We start from the raw sequence: 19,348 nt of genomic DNA on the forward strand, positions 1-19,348 counted from the left end.
CACCTCACTTCGGTATCGTTAGTTTCTGACCAGGATAGATTGTGTACTTCGATTTGGCTTTACGCTTTTTATTTTCAGCATCTATCACTTTTTTGTTTGCGTTATAAATTTTGAGATAATCCGCTTTGCCATAGTAAGCCACCGCTAATTTCCCCAGTTGATCGCCTTTTTTCACCGTGTACGTGCGGGGCAGCGCGACTTTCTTCGTTGGTTTCTTCTTAGGTGGCGTTGTGGTTTTCGCACGCAAAAAGACACGGGAGTATATTGGCGGCTTGTACACTTTTAATTCAAGCGTGTACCAAACATCACCAATATGTCCGTGTCTCTCTTTATCGTAATTCAAATTTTCAATGACTACTGTTGTATTAATGTTGGCCTCTTTGCAGTAAACCCGAAATGCCTTCTCGCTGTTTTTCCAGCCTTTTAATTTCTCGATTGAAGCATAAGGCGGCAGGTATTTAGAGGCAGTCACATAACTTGGATCATGCACACGAGGAAAAAAGGATTCAATCGTGAAGGTTTCCAGCTTTTCTCCTCCGAACACAATCCGTTCACCAGCTCCAAGAATTTCAACTGTTTCCGCTCTACCTGGCGCTTCAAAGGGGAAAGATTCAGGAGGAACAGGCAAAAACATCTTGTTCGCCGTATTACCTTCCTCCCACATGGCGAGGTTCAACATTAGACCACCCCCATGTTGATAACGTGCTCAATGTTCTGCACCAGTTCACGAGCCATTTCTTTGGTTGTTTTCTGCGCACCATGAATATGGATGCCGCCGTTGATTGTGATAGTTTGGCGTGTAGGAGCGGCGTTCCCGCTACTTTGAGAACCAGTAGACTTGCTTTGCCCTTTATTTAAAGCACTTGTGTCTAATACAGGACGTTTACCGTTAGACTTCAATACTCCTAATTTCCGGAGTGTATCAGATTGCTCTGCTGTTAATACACTTTCGTTACGGTGAAGCAAAGCTGGAAAATCATCAAACGGTACTCTTTCTAACCCTGTTGCAAACCCTTGAGGTTTGCCTGGATCACCAATCCTTGTTGGTACTCTGCTCGGTGTTCGGAATGAGGTAGGTGGTTTAACCGGCTGCGGCTTGTGATTCTTATTTCCTTTTGGTTTTGTTTCTCCCCAATCTACCTTCGCAACAATCGGCACATTTACACCCGGTATTTTGTTGATAAACCTAATCAATTTATTGATATTTGTAATGACTGTATTAACTGCTTCTGCCGCTGATCTTTGAATGGAACTCCAAACATTTGCCCAAACAGATTTTGTTTTATCCCAGCTGTTCATCATTTCTGCAGCCGCCCCTATAATTAATTTAATAGGAGTCAAAACGAGTCCTGCCACACCGTCCATTTCTTTCAGCTTTTCCCACAACTGTTGAGTTTTCTTTTTGACAGTATCCCAATTTTTCCACAACAATACACCTACTGTAATGAGTGCTGTAATTCCCGCTACTATCCATGTAAGAGGATTGGCTAATAAGGCAGCATTCCATCCCCATTGAACAACTGTTACTCCGGTAATGAGATTACGAAGAGTTGTAAAAGTTGTATAAATTGCTTGAGCTGCAGCAATCCCTAACAAGATACCTTTGAATGTTAAGAAAGCTGTACCAGCTGCCAACACTGTATTACTGATAAGCGGCCAATTTTCATAAACGAACTTTGCAAAACCCTTTACTGCATTGTAAGCCGTAGATACAGAATCTTTAAGGTTTGTTCCAAACTCCTGTATAGCTTTCGGGTCAATCCCTTCTGAGAAATCAGCCATTTCTAATGCAATCTCTTTAATAAGAGGAAGCATTGGCTGCATAACTGCAATCTGCATGGTTTCCATCGCTCCAGAGAATTGTTCTATCGCTCCGGCCACATTATTCATTTTTTCTTTCGCTACATCAAGAGCGGTAACTTTACTCATTTCTGATTGAAACTCTTTAACACCTTCTGCTCCTTCTTTGAAAAGGATATTAGCTGCACGAATGGCATCTGAACCGAATAACGTTTCCATAGTCGAAAGGCGTTGTTGGTCGGTTAATCCTGCCATTGATTTTTTCAGGGTGCCGGCTATGTCCTTTAGGCTCTTTAACTTTCCTGTAGCATCAAAGAAGGCGTTTGATCCATCTTTCGCCATTAAGCCAAGATCGAAGAATGCTTCTCTTTGCGCTTTGGTTGCTGGCTGTAAATTCATCAACATCGTTTTCAAAGATGTACCGGCATCTGAACCTTTTAATCCGTTGTTTGCAAATAAACCTAGAGCGATGTTTGTATCCTTAAAACTCATGCCCACGCCCGCTGCAACTGCAGATACAGCAGCAAGACTATATTGTAATTCTTCTACCGATGTTGCAGAAGCGTTCGCTGTGCCAGCTAAGATGTTTGCTGCATCTGCTGCACTCATAGCATCGTCTTTATAAGCATTTAGAGCGGTAGACATGATTTCTGCCGCTTTCGCCAGGTCTAAACCGCCTGCTGTAGCTAAATTAAGCGCCGCTTCGAGTCCGCCTGCTTGTACGGTTGCTGGCGTAAGACCCGCTTTCAACAATTCTTCAATTCCTTGTGCCGCCTCAAGTGCTGAGTATTTCGTTTTGGCACCGAGATCCATTGCAAGGTCGTTCATCTTCTTCATTTCTTCTGCGGTGGCTCCGGTGAGCGCTTTAATGCTTGATAATTGTGCTTCAAACTCAATAGCCTTGCCAGCAGGAGCAAGCAAAGCTCTCATACCAAAGTATCCACCTGCAGCACCGGCAAGTGCACCGGCCGCTCCTGTAATTCCACTCATAGACGGCATTCGGATTCCGCCAAGCGACGTTCTCAATCGCCTGGCTGCTCGTTCTGCATGATCAAGAGAATCACGCATTCTATCTGCATTTTGTGCATTTCGTCGTAAAGAGTTATCTAAGCGACTGGACTCTCTTGTTATATTTTTAAAGTGATGTGCCGCTTGCTGGGAAAGTTGTACAATCTTTCTCATGCTGGAGACGATGCGATTCAGTTGAGCGTTCAATCGTTGCGCTTCTTGTGCCATTCTTTTCATGTGGTGGCTAGCCTGATTCAAATTGCTAACAAAAGCGCTATTGATCTTCGGTACTTTTATTTGTTTGGAACTGTTCGATGCTTTTTGAGCGTTTTTACTAACATCCTTGAAAGCGCGGGAAAGTGTTCTTGCTTGTGTTGTTGCTTTCTTAATTGATTGCGCCATACGAGTCATACCAGTTGTAGCTTGTCTCACGCTTTTAGCTAAACTTACAAAAGATTGATTGGTTTTTTTGACTTCAGACGATAGAGTTTTAACTTCTTTCGTTCCTTTTTTGATTGCCGGAGAGAATTCGTCGTCTACTTTGAACTTCGCTCGCAAGTCAAACGCCATTTATTTCACCTACTTTCCCTGCGACTTCTTTTTCTCTTCTATCTCTTCTGCTTCTAATTTCAATGAAGCGACTAGCAATTTGCGCCGGTATGGATCCATTTCCAACACGTCAATGATGTCGTACTTATTTCTTGTGCTTATCCGTATACCGTGCGCTATATATAAGTGATAGTCGCTTTTTATTAGTTTTTTAACTCTTCAACCTCTTCCTCTTCATCTTCTTCATTAAATCCTGAGATTTCTTTGATAATCTCATTCGCTTTTTTGATTTCTCCTACTGAAAACAGTTTGTTTACTGCGTCCTCTGTTGAAGTAAAACCGTTTTCTTGTAGGGTTTCTGGATTATTCAGATCAAGCGGCTCCCCGTCAGCAGAAACAAGGGAACGAGCAATAATAGCCGCTGTATAAGCATCCTCTTCGAACCGCTCTTTTCCTTTTTTTAATTTGACTGTATGTTCTTTAATTAACTGCTTCTGCTCACTCCATGTCAGCGCTTCAAACTCTAAGTCAAATCCGATCCGTGGGAAGTGTTCTTTCTTTCTGATCTTTACATCCTTTTTCAGCCATTTACCTAATACCGATTTACTCATCTATAGTTCCTCCTCATTTTTCCCATCAAAAAAAGGACCGACAAATTGTCAGTCCTTCTAGTTATGATAATGTAATTGGTGCTTCTACTTCTTTTGTTTCACCGTTTGCATCAGTTACTTTGAAGTAGAGCGTCATTTTTTTAACTGTTTTAATATCCGTGCCTTCTGGCAAGCGGAACAAAACCATACCATCTTTATTGGTGTTTGGCTTCATTTCTTCTTGCAAATATTCACTAAAAGCAAGATCAATATCTAATTGCTTGCCACTCTCTCCAACAAGTGTCGCATCCATGAAATCTGCAGTAACAGGTTGGTCATTTTGGTTGTTCAACCCTACACCGATCATAACACACGGAATGCCTTGTAGATCATCAGCAAAGTTTGGATAGTTGGTTGCCATATCTTCAAGTAAAGAAACGCTGTACACATCCGTTTTTAAACCAAATGTCTCTTGTTCCCACTTGGTACCTTGATATTCCAAATAACCGTCATTCTCGACAACCCGGCTATTATCCGTTTCCTTTACAACCTTGTCACCCTTTTGTAACCCCTCATCAGCGGGCTTGTCTGACTCTTCTACTTTTGCTGGTCCCGCTTCGGTTGCCTTTTCTCCTGCTGAACATGCGGCTAACACTAAAGAAAGCAACACGAGCATCCATACTCTCTTCATAATCTTCCCCTTCTTTTCCTATTTTTCCATATTATACGATATGTCAAATAGAAAAAGAAGGAGCGGTAAGAACAGTTAATCTAACGAGCGGCGATTTCTTCTACATATTCATAATCTCTGAACGTAAACTCGAACTCTAAATCCTCCAGGGAACCATGCTCAAATCCGATAATTGGCCACTTCGTAAACTTTACGCCATATAATCGGACCTTTTCATAACCAATGGCAGCTGGATCTTCTAATGCTACAAGCCAGTCCGTTACAAAAGGCTTTTGATTCGGATCCTTCGAGCGAGCCAAGCGTTTTTTAAATTCTGTTTCATAATGCTTGCACACCGCTGTCCCTGTGTATTCTTCCCCCATATACTTTTTCCCCATGGTATTGTTTCCGGCTTGGGGAACATCTGCGTATTTGGCTTCTGCGTCTGTTTTAACTGAATGGAATTGAGCAAGCCACTTACCTTCTTCATATACTTTTCCATACGTGCCGGATATAGCTTCATAATCTTGATATGGATTCATTAATTACCGCCTCCTTGCGACACCGTGATATAAAATTCTTCCATTGTTTCGAGATCAACAGCGACTACCTCAACTACTACCTGCCTTTTTCCTGGTCCAGGCAATACTTTCAACGACCAGTCCGAATCAATTACTTCTCGGTCTTCATACGTTTGCATGTATTGAGATTTGATAGAACCTTCTGCTGATAAACGTTGATTTGGTCCATTCGGAACCTTCCCGATAAACACTTCTTCCAGATAAAACTTGATATCTCGCGTAAAAGCTTGTTTAAAGGCGAGATTCTTTAACGATGTACCCGCTGTTGTAACTCCTCTGACAAGCCGCACCTTGCGTCCGTTGTATTCGAACACCATTGCCCCTTTGGACAACGCTTCGACGATCTGAGGGTTTGTCAGACGTACAGAAACATCCGTTGCTCCTTCTACCTCTGCATATGTGAGAGATTGAGAGAGCGGGGTAGATGCAAACTTACCAGCAATCCAGTTAGCCGCTTCCCACGACTTCCACGTTACATCGCCAAATACAGGAGCATTGATTGCCGTAGCTACTAATTCGCTTTTATCTGCAACCGCACGAGCAATCCCTGCAGCTGTGTCGGTGTCATCATCTACGCCGTAAAAAACAGGCAAATAACGTTCTTCTTTTGCTTGGGTTGTGGCCCAATCTTTCCAGCTTGTGACTGCCGCTGCAGTAAGCGGATGATCAAATGTCACACCTTCAAAGAAACGCAAAGAAAGCGCCGTTTGGGCGCCTGTGTAGTCGTATTCTTTTTCTAGTCCTTCTGGTGCTTTCAGCGTGTACACAACTACTTTGCTGGCGCCGCCTTTAAATGCCCGTCGGATATCATCCATTTTTGATGTGCCGATAATCTCTTTTGCTTCTGTTAAAGTAGTAAACTCATAAGCCGTATCCGCTGTAGCAGTAGTATTATAGTCTTTCTTGACAATTGCTACCGCTCCGTCTGATCCTTCAATTGCTTGTTCCACAACAGGTGCAAAATTGAACCAGACGCCCGGCCGGCCTTTATTCATGTCTGTAAATGACATCATCTAACCTCCTTGTTAAATGCAATTTCCTGCATCATTTCAAATTGCTCAACGTTTCTTACGCCTTTTGTAATTGTTTCTAATTTTGAAAACGTGTATTTTAAATCACTTTCATTCTCGAAAATCTTGCTAGGTCTAAATGTTTGCACGCGGATATACCACATCTGTCCATCTGTATCCATATAAGGAATAGTGATCCCATGAACGAATGCTTTCCGTAATTTTTCTGTTCCTTCCACTACTCTTGCAGCGTGACTATGAAAATAAAGTACATCCCATGTCGTAATAATTCGTGACTGAAATCCGTTAATGATTTGTTCGTCTGGTACAGGATTCATTAATACCACTAGGTCACTCGCTGGTACTTTTGGAAGGTTTAATAAAGCGATTTGAGCGGTAGGCAAGGTTTGTTTACAGAAGGTCTCTAGTGCATCGAGTAGAGTCAATGTTTTCATGCAATCACCATCCTTTCCCCCTCATTTTTTGTACAATTGTCCTCTCTACTGTTTCGAGAGAGCGATCAGGGTCGTTCGTTACTTTTAGCCATTCAAGAGATTTACCTGCTTTCTTTGGCTTGTATCCTTTCTGGCTGCCTACTTCATGCAGATAGTAGGCATAATTAAAACCGGTGCTAGAGTAGGCGTTAGAGATCAACGAGCCTTCCATTAGCGACCGGTTTATTTCGGTTTCTATTTCATTTTTCAAGTTGCCTTCATCAACAGGAGCTACTTTTTGCGCTTCCATCATCCATTCTTGGAGAGCAGCATGCACCCCATCGACAGCGGCATTTTTAAGGTCATGAGGCAGCTTCTGCAACTCTCTTATGGATTCTGCATAGTTGATAAACTCAATCATCAGCAGTACACCAATGTCAAAGTAGGCTTGCCGCTGAACATGCGCACTGACTCGATCTTAATTGGCTTCCGCTCAAGGGTGACACCTAGTTCATTCGTGTACTTAATGTCATCGTCATACCGAATGTCAGCAAGCTTATCCAGATAGATTAACATGCCACTGATAACTTCTTCTCCCACTTGATTAGTCACCTTGTTGATTGTTTCCTCGACCCGGCATTTAAAGGTGAGCGGTTCACCGTAATAAATCGGTTCACCATACTTATCTTCTCCTGCCACACGCCACACGGTGATCGTTTGTTTTAATGGTACGAGAGCCATTAGATCAGCCTCCCAACAAACGCACCGCCGCTCGTGTTTGTCTGCTCAATGAGCGCAATCACATCTGGGGCAATTGCTGTGCTTTTGTCATCGAAAGAGAGGGAAATACCCTTAACTCCGAGTGACTTGATGCCCTGCCGCTTGTACTTGGCGTATTCATCCTCTTCGCCTTCGATCATGTATTTTGTTTGGAGCGCAATGATTTTAGGTGTGAGGATGTCTGCCGGATAGTATGTGGTTAGCAGCTCATAAGCGGTGAATACACGCTTTTCCCGTTCCAGTACGTCAAACTCTTGGTACTGCTCAGTGTAAGCTAGTGAGAACAGGTAAGTGTCAACGTCTGTGAATACATACATGCCGATCACTCTTTTTCTTTATTGGATTTTTTAGCTGCAGCTTTCTTCTCTACTTTGTCACCTAAACGATTTACCTGATCATCATTTAAATCTACTGAATCACCAATATTCACAATTTGACCGTTATGAGTAAGAGTTGTTTTTGCGATATATTCAGCCATTTCCTATTCCTCCTTTACAAAATAAAAAAGAGCCCGGTTAAGGACTCTTTAAACAGATAGAATGACGATTGACTGCGGACGTTGCAATGCTGGGAACACAGCTTTACCGACAATGATTGCTTGCCCTGGTGGATCTTCCATGATCTTTGGTGTAACGAATTTCCCTGGCTCATAGTTGTTTTCAACTGTTGGCCCTGTCATCGTCACCCCTAATTTCGCCCCAAGCAGAACAACTTTGTTGTCCTCAAGCAATTGAACCTCTCCAGTTTCAAGCGCGATCACATCATCGTTAATTTCGTAGCGCGGTAAACCAAGTGCTGTGAAAGCAGCTTGAACGTCATTCGGAGTTAGCAAACGACCGCCATTGCTTGTGCCATAAACTTGGGTGCGAATTTGCTCGTTTTGAAGCAATAATGCTTCTGTCGCTGATGTCATATGCATAACAGCAGGCTTCTGACGACGATTTTCTTTTTGATATTGCTTCACAGCTGCTTGAAGATCACTTAATGGTTTTGCTGCAGGATCAGACCATGCTGTAGTAGTCGTCATCTTATTTCCGGCAGGAGCATCGAATTCAAAATTGATATGGACATCGTTTTCATTGTCATCATACTTCATAGCAAGAGTATAGATCGCTTGAGCACGCATGAATTCCTCGATGTCATCCACACCGGCCACTAAATCATCTGTTGTGTCATAGACATAATCAATAACCTGTGCACGCTCTTGGTCAGACCGTGGACGATTAAAGGCTAATAGTTCCTTTTCATCAAGTCTCTGTCCATGTTGGACCTTTGCTACTTCAGCAAATTCTTTTTCCAAAGCTTTTTTATCACGCAATGGAGCGGAAGCATTCCAACCTGTGATAGATGCAGCTTTAGCATATTCCCCGTTAATAACGTTGTAAGCAAAGTTAATATCAGATGTTGGTTTTTCTGGCATGAAAGCTCGTAGTTTGTACTCGCGTTGCGGCGGAATGTTTTCGATATATCCCTGAAGCTGTTCTCTTTGAAATTCATCTAAATGTAATGGCATATTGTTATTCCTCCCTTATTTTCTTTTATCACACATCAAATACAAGGCGGCCTTTAGTAGCTACCTTGAAGTTAGCAGTAACACCTGTGCATTTTGACTCAAGCGGATGACCGGCAACTAGAATACCCACGATTGGATTAGAACCAGCAACCACTTTCACATCATGGGCGGTTAATCCAGCACCTTCCATTGTGGCCGGCGTCGCTTCAACTACTGGCTTATAAAGTCCGTCAGTATCTTTGAACACCGCTGTTCCGGCTTTTACGTAATCTCCGGCAGTAAAAGAAGCCGCTGAAAGCGTTGCGCCCGCTGTTTTAAATTCCATCCCGACTGAGTTACGTAAAAACTCTTTTTGGCCGAAAATCGTTTCGCGTCGTGGTTTTAAATTCATTTAGTTTTCCTCCTTTTTCTTGTGCCGTTCTAATGCCTTTTGGCGACCGGCTTCTTTCGGGTCTTTTTTCTTCATCTTGTCATTGCCTTTTTGGCGAGACCCTGGCTTATACCCGCTGTGTTTCTTTTGTTTTTTGTCGTCTTCATCCTCATCGTCCTGTTGGCCAAAGAACTCAGGGAAATCTTCTTGAATTTCCTCAAACAATTCATCCAAGTTTTCCGGCTCACCATCTTCATCTAGTTCAATAGCGTCAATGTCGATGAGTCGAGCAAGCAATTTAGGGTTATAGCCATTGTCAGCAGCAAACTCTTTCACAGCCGCTCGTTTTTCTCTACGTTCAGCACGCAGGAGCTTTTGTTCTTTCTCTTTAGACAGAGAATCCGATTCTTCACCATCTTCTTCTTTGTCTTTGCCCTTCTTTTTATCAGCCTGTTCTTTGAGTCGGCGATACTCATCCGGATCAATATCGGCGTATTTCTTCATGCGTTTGTTTAGTTGCTCTTTCAGTTTGGCTTGATATTGTTTCTTAAACGCCGGGTCTTTCAATAAATCATCCAGATTCATTTCATCGGCTGAATCGTCACCGTCATCGTCGCTGTCGTCATCATCTGAACCGCCATCTCCTCCCTCTGCAAAGAATTGTAGGTTGAGCGGCAGCCATTGTTTAAATAATGGAGCGGCGAATTTTTGATTTTCGTTAAGTTTCATGTGTCTTTCTCCTTTCACACTGTTTTACAGGTACAGGCACCTTTACTCATGCAGTTTATAGCGTCGCCAGCATGGTTATGGACAAAAGAAAAAGCACCCTAATTAGAGCGCTTTTCGATAATCCTTAATTAAATTTTCCTTCTTGATAATCATTGAGTAACTTTGAACGAACCAAACTTCTGCAACTTGATGATAACGTCGATCTTTGGTTATGAACTAAATCTCCATAAAGCATTCCATCTAAAAACTTTACTATTCCTTCGAACTCTCTGCCTTTTTCAGCGTCGTATCCTGCCACTTCAACAAACACCGACTTATCGTTAACTCGTTCAAAATCAACTATACTCACAGTATGGTGATGATCTGCATACATTGCTGTTGCCTCCTTTTCCCTAATATAGTTAATACAAGTTGTGTACAAGGAAAAGCAAGCATTTTTTATTAAATTATTGTTCTTCTACACTGATAATCTCCAAAAAGCAACGACACTCAATATCTAAAGAAGCTACCCCAAACATTCTTGGTCCTCTCGATCGATATCCACTCACATGAAAATAGCCCTCTTTATCTGCAATTTGCCCATGTAAAACACGATGAGCTGGACGGACCACGCTGTCTTTCAAGCTGTTCCATCCATACTTGATAAAGACACCTTGCTTTTTAGCTTCTTCAAAACTCTTAACCTGTGCTTGTGTTTGCATTCGTCCTGTCTCATGTCTGACAATCCGTTCGATCCGCTTCTTGTCCGATCCGACAACTTCCTCCACTCGTTTCATGAGCTGATCCTGTGTTTCGCCTTTCTTCCAGCCTTCCTGAAAAGAGCGGCGTAGCTGCTTAAGTGTTTTCCTTCGGTTGTAGGTCATCGTCTTGTTGAGCGGATAACCCTTCTTCATTTGCTCTTGGATTGTTTTCTCTGCTAGTTCCTTGCCGAGTTCCCATCCGACTGCCTTTGAGTATTCTTCCATGTACCGCTCATAGGCATGTTTAAAACCGCCTAGCGCTTTGTTTAGCGTGAGTTCTTTTACTTGGCTGTAATGCCTCGTGAGAGTGGATAAAACCTCCGAAAAGAATTTTTTCTTGCGGTTCCTCCGGTTCATTTCCCGGTTGCTGAGTATGCCGTCCTTTGCATAGGAGCGGTAGGTTTTATATACCTGAATAGAGAGAGCGGCAAGAAGAGCGGCAGCTAGAACCTTTGCTTCAGGTGAGTTTTGATCTTGTTCCAGTTCATCTTGTAAGCGTTCATTGTCGATCATGACTGCCCACTATCCTCCTCAGGATAAGCATTATCGTCAATTTCATTTTCCTCATTAATCCGCTTGATCTCTTCTAGAATCCATTCTTCCGAAGCATGCGGGTTCATACGTCTTACTGTTGTTTCAAGCGATTGCACGCCATCCGAGAAAGCTGTGCTGTTCTCTTCTGACAATTCTTTCTTGCTAATCGGAATCATGGCGCGTAATTCGATTTCCGGCTCTTCAATCACGACATTTTCATCTTCATCATTTGCTAGCCATAAGCAGTTTTCAAATAGCTGCTGCAGGAAGTGAACGTATTCCGCTTGGATCTGTTCCGCTTTAATGATAGACAGCAACAAATCATAAAACTTCGCTGTTCCCGATTGAGCGGCGTTTCCACCTTCCATATAGAAATCAATCGCCTTTTCAGACGTTTTCGTTTCCATGAGCATGGCTTTCATGAGGTCTTTAATCCACTGCACACTGCCGATTTTGGTAATATCCAATTGAATTAACTCAATTGCCTTGCCGTCCTTATCGTAAGTGATAATGTTAAAATCTCGGTGATCAATCAGACCTGCAGCTTCTTCGCCATAACGTTTTATAGCCTTTTCCTGCGCCGCTCGGAATGCCTCTCTTGAGACAGCGATTTTCGGATCGCCATTCTTCGTAAAGACCATAGAATTTTTAGTGAACGTCCAGTTAATCTCATCCTGCTTGCCCAGCTGGCCTTTTAGACAACTTTGTCCATATGGGTCCTGATATGTTGGCTCATTAGCCCAATACACAACAAACGGAGTAGAACGGCCCGGATAATCCCTGTTCAACTCTTTCATTTTCAACAGCGCTTTCGCTTCCTCTTCTTCCACTTCCTCGGTGCGGTCGCCGGTTAACTTAAACAGCATATTTGACGTTTTCAGTGTGTAATTACGTTTGTTGCTTTTATCCCGCTCGACTTCCACTCGTTCTCGGTACACATGTAAATACTCATTTTCACCTATCGTCTTATGAAAAGCTAAGTCCACGCCCATTTCATCTTCATGCGGGTAATAGACATCACGCTTTTTAAAGTCGATACGCAAGCCTCGGTCATCATCAAACGGCACGCCAACTAATCCACCATCGATCTGATGCTGGACAATGTTTTGCCAATGAATAAAGGCTAATTTGCTTACTTTTGATATTTGGTCAATCAATTCCTGTTGCAGGTCGTCAATCTTATCATTTACCAGGTCACCATCTGGCCCTTCAATCATGCCGTCTGCCGCTCCGGTTGTTTGATTCTGCTCTTCTGTTGATTTTACAGATGTTTTGACTTTCCCAATAGAGCGACTAACGAACATAGCCGGGATCTCACAGATCAACTTTGAAATATTTGCTTGGATATATGGCGTTTTAACGTTTGGTGGTAACGTCTCTCCATACTTCATAGGGTCGTACACTTCGTTTTCTTTGAGCATTCTTTGTGCCCTAGGAAATAAATCAATATGGTCACCGTCGTATAGCTTTCGGTAAGCATACACATCACCGTGCGTCTGTTTGATCACATCGGTGTTCCACTCTTTCCAATCAATCATGTCATCACCATCCTCTCGAGCTGCTGATGCCAGCTGGAACGTATGATGCTTCAGTGTAAACGGCATAGCGAAGTGCATCCAGAACATCATCCCATTGCTTCACTGGCTCACCTGTATTTTTGTTCCACACATACATGTAAATCTCTTCCTTGAAGCGTTTAGCTGTATCAACAACGAATAGCTTTTTCTGCTTGAATCCTTTGGCTACTTCTTCAATGCCAGATATGACCGCTTTATTTGCATTCTCAGCATATAGCCCTTCTCTTTCGAACCGGTCGATATGCTCCGGGCGAGCGGTATCACAATAAAAGTTAATGCGCCCGTAATCTTTGACTACTTGTTTAGCGATTTTGACCCAATAATCAATTTCCTCGTGTTGAGCGGCATACTCTTTCACCATGTATAAGTTTCCGTTATCTGCTTGGCCGACAACTACAATGGATCCATAGTGCTCATATCCCCAGTCAACGCCAGCAAAGTATTTTGTGAAGTTAATTCGCTTTAATTCTTCCTCGCTGATGTAATGGACATCATCCGAGAAGTCTTTGTACACAATTCCTTCTGGCGCCACCCACCGACCGTATATGTCTCTTTCCGTAAACATGCCGCTAGGTGTGGAAGCAACGATACTTTCGATATATTCCGGATCCAAATGGTCATTATCAAACAGCGTAAAGTGAAAGGCTTTAATGTTCAGCCTGCCGCTTTTCAGCCGCTCACCGGATTTATCAATATAATCCGTTTTAATGCTGTGCATTGGATTCTCTGGGTTTGTATCAATAAAAATTCTCGCACCCGGATATGAGCAGCGAGAAATAACTTCTTTTACGAATGTGTCATGCAGAGCAGTCCCCTCATTCAAAAAGGCGCCGGCCGCTGTAAATCCCCGCGCTTTTTTCCATGCTGCCGCATTTGAACCGTCAAAGCAATAGACTTTGTTACCGAACACTTCTACAGCGCTCGTTTTGTCTAACTTCAACTCTTTGCCGATGATCCCTTCCAGATCATCCAGCACATTACGCCGTATACTCGCTTGTGTTGCCCCGCCGATAATGAATGACAGCCCTTTATTTTCAAAATGAGCAACATGAGAGGCAAACATCAGGTTCAATATAAATGTTTTACCTGCACGCTTTGCACCGCTGGCAATGAGGATCTTCGGGTTTTCCCTCTTTACTGATTCTAATACCTCATTCTGTTTAGCTGTTAGTCCCATTTGATCCACCTGCCGTTAATTGACGAAGCATAGCCGCCATTTCACTTTCTTGCGCACCCGCTCCTTGCTGACTATTGATCTTCTCAATTTCAGCTTTCGTTTTCTGTATATTGAGATTCATCTGCTCAACTTTCAGGCGGCGCTCATCATCAATATGAGCTAGTTCATCAAACTGCTTGATGAGAGCACGCAATTCACCCATAGCTCTGCTTTGAGCATTTAGGAAAGTCGCATGTCGGTCCCAAGCAAACTGGAACTCGTACTCTTCTTCGGTAACTGCTTTCTCAAGCCCACCGCCTTGATCTTTTGGCTTCTCAAAGTGATCATACTTTGCCTTTTTCAGTTCTTTGATCATTTCGCCTTTATCTTCAACGAACATGATCCGCTGTGCTCGAATAATAGCAGCATATTGGATTTGGATTTGATCCCAGATTAAATCAGCAGCAGAGAATTCGTTTATCGCATCCATAATCTCTTGTGTTTCCTCTGGGAGATACTTAGCGAAGAAGCCATGCTTTACTGCAGCACTGTTCCGTTTTGTAAACTGATTTTGTGGATGAGGGTTTCCACTCCTCTTCCCTTGTTTCTTCAAGGTTTTTACGGTTGCAACCTTCTTTTTAGGGGTTGCATCCTTTTTGGGTTTTGTTGCATACTTTTTAGTTGGATCTCTGGACCAACCTTCGCGACTTTTCCGGCTTTTTAAAGTCCCGAGTTTAATGTCATGCTTTTCAGCTAATGCATTTAATGCGATTTTTGTTGATTCCCATTCACGTCTGATTTCTTCCCAATTTATCATTTCATATCAACACCACCTCCACTAATTCAATTTTGGGCAAAGAAAAAAGCATCCCAATGGATGCTATAAATCACTCAATTTTCTCGTAATTCATAAAATGTTTAGGAGTTGTCCAACTGATTCTAATAAGCTTTACTCCTTTTTCATCTGATTCAGTATACGCATGAATATTACCAGGGTAATTCTCAGGATTATTATTATAATAATCTTTATGATGATAGCTAATCACATAATAAGTTAGATTTTCATCAGTATCTATTAACCGCTTAGTTTCTGGTGATTCGTAATACTTTTCTAATTTCTTTTTCTTAGGCAGATAACTTTTAATTATCTTTAGCGCTTTTTTATCCGATATTCTTTTCTTTTTTGTATGATCAATGTATATTTCTATATCATTGACACATTCATCATCACTATCATCAACATGTAATACACTTTTATCGTTGTATTCATATTGACCAATAGTCACCAAGTCTTCTTTTACTTTCTTTCCGTACTTCTTAAACTTCTTGACACTGTCACAATACCTTGGATGCTTTTTATTTGTTACTACAGATATCCCCGATAGCTTTTTTTCTTTAGCATGAACTGAATTGAAACCAATAAATGTTATCGAGAAAATCATACAAATCATAATAAGTAATTTTATATATTTCATTTTTCCCTCTCCTTTCGCCGACTTACTACTTTCGACAAAAGAAGCAGTTCTCCTTGTCCTTCTCTGTGATAAAATAATTACTGGACTTCAAATGAAAGGTGATCAGCATGGAAGAGAGAAAAGAATATGATCTAACTACCGTTTATGACTATAAAGAATTGCCTGATATTATCTCTGGCCGCTGTGACAACTGCAATAATGCACAGTTTAAGAGCTCCATGAAAGATGGTATTTTCCTCAGGGAGTGCCGGTATTGCGGCATCAAGAAAATCATTTAACCCCGCCAATCGGTAGAGTTTTTATTTTGAGTAAATAAACAACCAAAACATGAATAGCCCCAAGCTTTCGGAAGAACAATAAAAATATTCTTCGAAAGGGGGTTTTCATGTGTACCTAAAGATACGCTTTAAGGTAGAGTGCGACATAAACTTTCTGCTTATCGTTGCTCTACTTCTTTTTTTAATGTGATGTAATACACTGTACCTTTATAGTGAAATGCTCTATCCCATCTAGGGCATTTCATTTTGTAGTGCCTTACATTTGTAGTATGTCCATTACGTAATAATTTAAATTAAAAAAATAAAATCGTTGCTTTTTTACATTTACCTTTCAAAAAAGCCTATTGTATCAACACTTTCAACCATATAATAATTAATATGATAAAAAACGCCACCGCAAGGATGGCGCATAGACCAACCAAAGTCTTTCATATATAGGTGGCAAAGGTATGACAAGAATGCATATTTTTATCCAAGGCTAAGTAACATTGCTTCCATATTGCCAGTTTTAAAGGAAAGAAAAAGCCCTAACATTGCAGCTAGTCCCCCTAAATCTCTACTACCAGTTATCCTCCATACTATTCCACTTGGCAAGACTGCCCATATAATAGTAAAACTAAGGATAGTCATTACAGTAGGTACCAAGCTATTTATTATTTGTTCTCCTATTATTTCCACCATCTTCACCTCACTTTCATACCCAATACGAAATACCTATAAAATTGTTTCACCTTTTTCAAATTTTTTTATCACGCCAAGCAGAAAAGGCTCTCATTCATGCGCTTTGACAATTTGATCTCCGCTCGTCTCATGTTGGTTTGAACCGTTGATTTTTTGACATTAAGTAATTCAGCAATCTCATCATACGAATACAATTGAACCTTATTTAGGATAAATATTTCTTTCTCTCGTCTAGTTAATACAGACAGAGCATCATCAATTCGCTCCAAATCTGTTTGAGAAACCGTCCCATCAGGCTCATTTTTCACTTCGGAAGAAAATGCATCTATGATTTTCGGATCTTTCAATAACATCCGCTGGTAGGAATCTCTTCGATCATAGCCTCTTTTTGCTCCTGGAAGCCGGCCCTTTTCTAGCCACTCAATAACAAACTCTAAATCAGTAATAATACTACTAATAATCTTTTTATCCGCGGCCTGCTGAACGGTCAATTTTTTCTCTTCTGTTTCCTCAAAAGCTTTGTACATTTTCCGAGTTTCCTGTAGCGTCCGACGATATTCAAAGAATAAATCTTCCACCTGATAAGCTCCCCTTTATCCCTTTATTTATAAGCTCCGCCTTTGCCCCGTTTCAGCAGTTTCATGTTCATACCCATTAATTCTCTTAACTCCCAATCAGACAGCTTCTCTTTTTTCTTTACCGGCTTCTTTTTAGGCTGCTCTTTCTTTCTCTCTACAACTGCCTGATTTTTCCGCTTCCATTGCTGCAACTGATCCTTTAAAGTAGAATTCATATCCCTATAACCCCCTTATAAAAATAAAAGAGGACACCTAACAATAAAGCAGCTGCGGGCTGCTCTAAAGTTTTGGTGTCCTCCAGTTTGCTGGTAGAACTATTGCAGACTATTCCGGATGTAATCTATACTTTTTTTCGTAAGATTACTGTCTAGATCAATATAAGCATTTTTTAGAAGCGCTCGCTGTTTAGCAATTTTGCTTCTTTCATTTTCAAGCAGGAATGATCTAGAAAGAAAATTTCTAAATAAAGTATTAATAGTGTCTGAATTAGACTTTGTCAATTTGTCAAAATTCTTCTCAATAAATTCATTTAAAATATTTTCACTTACACTTTCGGAACTTTCATTTAAATCACTTAAATAATCATTTAGCAATTTATTGTAATTTTTGTATTTATCTTGATTAAAGTATTCTATATTTTTTAGTCGTTTAATTTCATTATTTAATTTTTCTACTTCAAGTCTCTTATTGATTAAATCTTGTAAGTCTTCCTCTTTTATACCATATTTTTGCAATACGCTTTCTACTGATTGCTTGTACTCTTCCTCGACATCCTCTTTCTTCTCTTGCTTATCTAATAGCAGCCCTGGCAAATTTTCTACCTTGGTGCGAATCTCGTCATTATTTTTCTCAATAAACTCAAGCGACTTAGTAAAAGAGGCTTTCATATCAGCCAAAGAATTTGCAATGTCTCTTGTATGATTAAAGGATCTATCATAAAAATCATTACTTTGATCAGTTGATTTGAAGTAAAATGCAGCCGATAAATAAATTGAGAAAAAAGCTAAAATAAGAGACAAAAGTGTTGCACTATCGATTTGTACTTTTCCTGTAATAAGTAGAAAACAAATTGTTCCTATCATACCTAATGCTGCAATAGTAAATGTCCAACTATTTCTATTTTTAATAGTTGAATCTATTGAACTTTGATTTAATAATCTGTATCTTTTTTTTATACTGCTCAAAACTCTTCCCCCTCATCCCACTTCACGCGCTTTACTTTCCCCTGGTGGGTAATAATCTTTGTTTCTCCATGTTGAGGTAAATCGGCAACTTTAACTTTGCCATCACATATAACAATAGCCTTGTTATTTAATTCCATTATATCCAACTCTAGTCGCATTGTACTAGGATCAATTATTAAATCTGTTAATCTCACAAAAACCACTCCCGATCTGTTAAAATAAAGGTACCAACGTTATTTTAAAGAGCCGGGAGCTTTCCTGGCTTTTTTGATGTAACCCCCTCAGTTGATAACGTTACAAAATTCTAGTTGTAGAATATTTCAACATTTCAAATCCCTCAATACAGACTTGCGGCCAGTCAAATAACAAACCATTATACATGACAAGTGTTTCTTCTTTTCAATTCTTCCTGAACCAAGTCCAGTATGTAGCGCTGTTGCTGCACATATTCATCAACTGGATCACCGCCGGCAACATGAGAGCCTATCCGTTTTTCCACATCTTCCACTAGGTGAAGCAGCCCCTCAGTTCGAAGGCTCTTAATCTGCGATTCTAGTAAAATGCTCATTCAGACTCCTCCTTTGCTTTCTCAACGAAAATGGCCATGTCGTTTCATGACTTCAATGATTTCGCCAATGTATGGCTCATCAGTATTAATAACAATATAGGAGTTAAATGGTTTCTTACCGTCTTCTATTCGGCCTTCCTCTATCCAGTCACAAATATTGTTGAAAGAGGCATTAAAATCCTCCCGTGCTCCTTCTGGGACATATTTGGTCACGTCCCTCTCGTTAATGACTGTGTATCGTCTTTCTCGGCCTTCCAGGACTGCTCCTTTAAAAGCTGATTCCGGCACCTTAACTTCTCTATTTGACTTATTCCCAAACCACATTGTTCGCACAAGTTCATCATCATAATACATTTCCAGGACAATATCTCCATCTTCGTCTTTAAAAAATTGAGATGTCGCTTCTTTATCACCCCTTTGATCAGAATTGAAAACTAAATACATTTCCTGATCCATAACTTTAAAGTCAATTTCATCAAAACTTTCATAGGCTTCTACTCTTGAAATTTTTTTCATTACAACCGCTCCTTTGCTGGACATTTT

General features: G+C 40.9%; 28 protein-coding genes. 1 reads left to right on the forward strand and 27 read right to left on the reverse strand.

Going from position 1 to position 19,348, the window contains the following annotated elements; all coding sequences use genetic code 11:
• Window positions 1–4 precede the first annotated feature (4 nt).
• The 20 genes from A8F95_RS12125 to A8F95_RS12215 form a co-directional block, all read right to left on the reverse strand.
• A complete protein-coding gene (locus A8F95_RS12125; protein WP_065410735.1) occupies window positions 5–679 on the reverse strand; it encodes a LysM peptidoglycan-binding domain-containing protein in 675 nt (224 codons plus the stop codon).
• Window positions 679–3,378, reverse strand: coding sequence for a phage tail tape measure protein (locus tag A8F95_RS12130; protein WP_065410736.1), 2,700 nt, complete (start codon window positions 3,376–3,378; stop codon window positions 679–681). Before A8F95_RS12130 ends, A8F95_RS12125 begins: the two co-directional genes overlap by 1 nt.
• A 182-nt stretch (window positions 3,379–3,560) precedes the next feature.
• On the reverse strand, window positions 3,561–3,968 hold the full coding sequence (locus tag A8F95_RS12135; protein WP_065410737.1) for a phage tail assembly chaperone: 408 nt from the start codon (window positions 3,966–3,968) through the stop codon (window positions 3,561–3,563).
• 61 nt (window positions 3,969–4,029) lie between these two features.
• Entirely contained in the window at window positions 4,030–4,638 is a 609-nt protein-coding gene (locus tag A8F95_RS12140; protein WP_065410738.1) for a hypothetical protein, read from the reverse strand.
• An 80-nt stretch (window positions 4,639–4,718) separates the two neighbouring features.
• Window positions 4,719–5,159: a phage tail tube protein gene (locus tag A8F95_RS12145; RefSeq protein WP_065410739.1), complete on the reverse strand. Its 441-nt coding sequence runs from the start codon at window positions 5,157–5,159 to the stop codon at window positions 4,719–4,721.
• Window positions 5,159–6,211, reverse strand: a complete 1,053-nt coding sequence (locus A8F95_RS12150) for a phage tail sheath subtilisin-like domain-containing protein (protein WP_077247344.1) — start codon at window positions 6,209–6,211, stop codon at window positions 5,159–5,161. Before A8F95_RS12150 ends, A8F95_RS12145 begins: the two co-directional genes overlap by 1 nt.
• Window positions 6,208–6,663 carry a hypothetical protein gene (locus tag A8F95_RS12155; RefSeq protein ID WP_065410741.1) on the reverse strand — a complete coding sequence of 152 codons (456 nt, stop codon included), beginning with the start codon at window positions 6,661–6,663 and terminating at the stop codon, window positions 6,208–6,210. Before A8F95_RS12155 ends, A8F95_RS12150 begins: the two co-directional genes overlap by 4 nt.
• 4 nt (window positions 6,664–6,667) lie before the next feature.
• Window positions 6,668–7,063, reverse strand: a complete 396-nt coding sequence (locus A8F95_RS12160) for an HK97 gp10 family phage protein (RefSeq protein WP_065410742.1) — start codon at window positions 7,061–7,063, stop codon at window positions 6,668–6,670.
• Window positions 7,063–7,383 carry a hypothetical protein gene (locus A8F95_RS12165; RefSeq protein ID WP_065410743.1) on the reverse strand — a complete coding sequence of 107 codons (321 nt, stop codon included), beginning with the start codon at window positions 7,381–7,383 and terminating at the stop codon, window positions 7,063–7,065. Before A8F95_RS12165 ends, A8F95_RS12160 begins: the two co-directional genes overlap by 1 nt.
• Window positions 7,383–7,739 carry a hypothetical protein gene (locus A8F95_RS12170; RefSeq protein WP_065410744.1) on the reverse strand — a complete coding sequence of 119 codons (357 nt, stop codon included), beginning with the start codon at window positions 7,737–7,739 and terminating at the stop codon, window positions 7,383–7,385. The genes A8F95_RS12165 and A8F95_RS12170 overlap by 1 nt, the downstream gene beginning before the upstream one ends.
• Window positions 7,740–7,744: 5 nt before the next feature.
• The gene (locus tag A8F95_RS22490; protein WP_176713684.1) at window positions 7,745–7,900 is read right to left on the reverse strand and encodes a DUF7210 family protein; all 156 of its coding nucleotides are present in this window, start codon (window positions 7,898–7,900) and stop codon (window positions 7,745–7,747) included.
• 48 nt (window positions 7,901–7,948) lie between these two features.
• Entirely contained in the window at window positions 7,949–8,935 is a 987-nt protein-coding gene (locus tag A8F95_RS12175; RefSeq protein WP_065410745.1) for a major capsid protein, read from the reverse strand.
• Between the two features lie 28 nt (window positions 8,936–8,963).
• Window positions 8,964–9,326: a hypothetical protein gene (locus A8F95_RS12180; protein ID WP_065410746.1), complete on the reverse strand. Its 363-nt coding sequence runs from the start codon at window positions 9,324–9,326 to the stop codon at window positions 8,964–8,966.
• Window positions 9,327–10,034, reverse strand: coding sequence for a phage scaffolding protein (locus A8F95_RS12185; RefSeq protein ID WP_065410747.1), 708 nt, complete (start codon window positions 10,032–10,034; stop codon window positions 9,327–9,329). It lies immediately after the preceding gene.
• 124 nt (window positions 10,035–10,158) lie between these two features.
• Window positions 10,159–10,407 (reverse strand): hypothetical protein, encoded by a 249-nt coding sequence (locus A8F95_RS12190; RefSeq protein ID WP_065410748.1) that lies wholly within the window; start codon window positions 10,405–10,407, stop codon window positions 10,159–10,161.
• Window positions 10,408–10,480: 73 nt separating this feature from the next.
• Window positions 10,481–11,287, reverse strand: coding sequence for a phage minor head protein (locus A8F95_RS12195; RefSeq protein WP_065410749.1), 807 nt, complete (start codon window positions 11,285–11,287; stop codon window positions 10,481–10,483).
• Window positions 11,284–12,912: a phage portal protein gene (locus tag A8F95_RS12200; RefSeq protein ID WP_141676265.1), complete on the reverse strand. Its 1,629-nt coding sequence runs from the start codon at window positions 12,910–12,912 to the stop codon at window positions 11,284–11,286. Before A8F95_RS12200 ends, A8F95_RS12195 begins: the two co-directional genes overlap by 4 nt.
• On the reverse strand, window positions 12,851–14,062 hold the full coding sequence (locus A8F95_RS12205; RefSeq protein ID WP_065410751.1) for a PBSX family phage terminase large subunit: 1,212 nt from the start codon (window positions 14,060–14,062) through the stop codon (window positions 12,851–12,853). The genes A8F95_RS12200 and A8F95_RS12205 overlap by 62 nt, the downstream gene beginning before the upstream one ends.
• Window positions 14,046–14,858, reverse strand: coding sequence for a phage terminase small subunit (gene terS / locus A8F95_RS12210; protein WP_065410752.1), 813 nt, complete (start codon window positions 14,856–14,858; stop codon window positions 14,046–14,048). The genes A8F95_RS12205 and terS overlap by 17 nt, the downstream gene beginning before the upstream one ends.
• A gap of 70 nt (window positions 14,859–14,928) precedes the next feature.
• Entirely contained in the window at window positions 14,929–15,516 is a 588-nt protein-coding gene (locus A8F95_RS12215) for a hypothetical protein (protein ID WP_065410753.1), read from the reverse strand.
• 107 nt (window positions 15,517–15,623) lie between these two features.
• Between A8F95_RS12215 and A8F95_RS22495 the strand changes: the two genes are divergently transcribed.
• Window positions 15,624–15,794 carry a DUF8096 family protein gene (locus A8F95_RS22495; RefSeq protein WP_095407467.1) on the forward strand — a complete coding sequence of 57 codons (171 nt, stop codon included), beginning with the start codon at window positions 15,624–15,626 and terminating at the stop codon, window positions 15,792–15,794.
• 468 nt (window positions 15,795–16,262) lie between these two features.
• On the opposite strand, the gene A8F95_RS12220 is transcribed toward A8F95_RS22495, so the two are convergent.
• From A8F95_RS12220 to A8F95_RS23060, 7 genes are all read right to left on the reverse strand, one after another.
• Window positions 16,263–16,475, reverse strand: a complete 213-nt coding sequence (locus tag A8F95_RS12220) for a hypothetical protein (RefSeq protein ID WP_065410754.1) — start codon at window positions 16,473–16,475, stop codon at window positions 16,263–16,265.
• Between the two features lie 68 nt (window positions 16,476–16,543).
• Window positions 16,544–17,053: a sigma factor-like helix-turn-helix DNA-binding protein gene (locus A8F95_RS12225; RefSeq protein ID WP_065410755.1), complete on the reverse strand. Its 510-nt coding sequence runs from the start codon at window positions 17,051–17,053 to the stop codon at window positions 16,544–16,546.
• A 23-nt stretch (window positions 17,054–17,076) separates the two neighbouring features.
• Entirely contained in the window at window positions 17,077–17,268 is a 192-nt protein-coding gene (locus A8F95_RS12230) for a hypothetical protein (RefSeq protein WP_065410756.1), read from the reverse strand.
• Window positions 17,269–17,367: 99 nt separating this feature from the next.
• Window positions 17,368–18,237 carry a coiled-coil domain-containing protein gene (locus A8F95_RS12235; RefSeq protein ID WP_065410757.1) on the reverse strand — a complete coding sequence of 290 codons (870 nt, stop codon included), beginning with the start codon at window positions 18,235–18,237 and terminating at the stop codon, window positions 17,368–17,370.
• Window positions 18,234–18,431 carry an XtrA/YqaO family protein gene (locus A8F95_RS12240; protein ID WP_065410758.1) on the reverse strand — a complete coding sequence of 66 codons (198 nt, stop codon included), beginning with the start codon at window positions 18,429–18,431 and terminating at the stop codon, window positions 18,234–18,236. Before A8F95_RS12240 ends, A8F95_RS12235 begins: the two co-directional genes overlap by 4 nt.
• A 179-nt stretch (window positions 18,432–18,610) precedes the next feature.
• Window positions 18,611–18,805: a DUF6877 family protein gene (locus tag A8F95_RS12245; RefSeq protein ID WP_065410759.1), complete on the reverse strand. Its 195-nt coding sequence runs from the start codon at window positions 18,803–18,805 to the stop codon at window positions 18,611–18,613.
• Window positions 18,806–18,826: 21 nt separating this feature from the next.
• Window positions 18,827–19,321 (reverse strand): hypothetical protein, encoded by a 495-nt coding sequence (locus A8F95_RS23060; RefSeq protein WP_245671284.1) that lies wholly within the window; start codon window positions 19,319–19,321, stop codon window positions 18,827–18,829.
• Window positions 19,322–19,348: the final 27 nt, after the last annotated feature.

Source organism: Pseudobacillus wudalianchiensis, assembly GCF_001685015.1.
Classification (GTDB): Bacteria; Bacillota; Bacilli; order Bacillales; family Domibacillaceae; genus Pseudobacillus; species Pseudobacillus wudalianchiensis.

Coding starts and splice junctions, on each gene's coding strand:
- terS (WP_065410752.1), bottom strand. CDS start 14,858: ATGATAAATTGGGAAGAAATCAGACGTGAATGGGAATCAACAAAAATC.
- A8F95_RS12230 (WP_065410756.1), bottom strand. CDS start 17,268: ATGAATTCTACTTTAAAGGATCAGTTGCAGCAATGGAAGCGGAAAAAT.
- A8F95_RS12220 (WP_065410754.1), bottom strand. CDS start 16,475: ATGGTGGAAATAATAGGAGAACAAATAATAAATAGCTTGGTACCTACT.
- A8F95_RS12190 (WP_065410748.1), bottom strand. CDS start 10,407: ATGTATGCAGATCATCACCATACTGTGAGTATAGTTGATTTTGAACGA.
- A8F95_RS12180 (WP_065410746.1), bottom strand. CDS start 9,326: ATGAATTTAAAACCACGACGCGAAACGATTTTCGGCCAAAAAGAGTTT.
- A8F95_RS12150 (WP_077247344.1), bottom strand. CDS start 6,211: ATGATGTCATTTACAGACATGAATAAAGGCCGGCCGGGCGTCTGGTTC.
- A8F95_RS22490 (WP_176713684.1), bottom strand. CDS start 7,900: ATGGCTGAATATATCGCAAAAACAACTCTTACTCATAACGGTCAAATT.
- A8F95_RS12145 (WP_065410739.1), bottom strand. CDS start 5,159: ATGAATCCATATCAAGATTATGAAGCTATATCCGGCACGTATGGAAAA.
- A8F95_RS12160 (WP_065410742.1), bottom strand. CDS start 7,063: ATGATTGAGTTTATCAACTATGCAGAATCCATAAGAGAGTTGCAGAAG.
- A8F95_RS23060 (WP_245671284.1), bottom strand. CDS start 19,321: ATGAAAAAAATTTCAAGAGTAGAAGCCTATGAAAGTTTTGATGAAATT.
- A8F95_RS12135 (WP_065410737.1), bottom strand. CDS start 3,968: ATGAGTAAATCGGTATTAGGTAAATGGCTGAAAAAGGATGTAAAGATC.
- A8F95_RS12125 (WP_065410735.1), bottom strand. CDS start 679: ATGTTGAACCTCGCCATGTGGGAGGAAGGTAATACGGCGAACAAGATG.
- A8F95_RS12165 (WP_065410743.1), bottom strand. CDS start 7,383: ATGGCTCTCGTACCATTAAAACAAACGATCACCGTGTGGCGTGTGGCA.
- A8F95_RS12200 (WP_141676265.1), bottom strand. CDS start 12,912: ATGCCGTTTACACTGAAGCATCATACGTTCCAGCTGGCATCAGCAGCT.
- A8F95_RS12170 (WP_065410744.1), bottom strand. CDS start 7,739: ATGTATGTATTCACAGACGTTGACACTTACCTGTTCTCACTAGCTTAC.
- A8F95_RS22495 (WP_095407467.1), top strand. CDS start 15,624: ATGGAAGAGAGAAAAGAATATGATCTAACTACCGTTTATGACTATAAA.
- A8F95_RS12175 (WP_065410745.1), bottom strand. CDS start 8,935: ATGCCATTACATTTAGATGAATTTCAAAGAGAACAGCTTCAGGGATAT.
- A8F95_RS12185 (WP_065410747.1), bottom strand. CDS start 10,034: ATGAAACTTAACGAAAATCAAAAATTCGCCGCTCCATTATTTAAACAA.
- A8F95_RS12155 (WP_065410741.1), bottom strand. CDS start 6,663: ATGAAAACATTGACTCTACTCGATGCACTAGAGACCTTCTGTAAACAA.
- A8F95_RS12140 (WP_065410738.1), bottom strand. CDS start 4,638: ATGAAGAGAGTATGGATGCTCGTGTTGCTTTCTTTAGTGTTAGCCGCA.
- A8F95_RS12205 (WP_065410751.1), bottom strand. CDS start 14,062: ATGGGACTAACAGCTAAACAGAATGAGGTATTAGAATCAGTAAAGAGG.
- A8F95_RS12215 (WP_065410753.1), bottom strand. CDS start 15,516: ATGAAATATATAAAATTACTTATTATGATTTGTATGATTTTCTCGATA.
- A8F95_RS12130 (WP_065410736.1), bottom strand. CDS start 3,378: ATGGCGTTTGACTTGCGAGCGAAGTTCAAAGTAGACGACGAATTCTCT.
- A8F95_RS12195 (WP_065410749.1), bottom strand. CDS start 11,287: ATGATCGACAATGAACGCTTACAAGATGAACTGGAACAAGATCAAAAC.
- A8F95_RS12245 (WP_065410759.1), bottom strand. CDS start 18,805: ATGAGCATTTTACTAGAATCGCAGATTAAGAGCCTTCGAACTGAGGGG.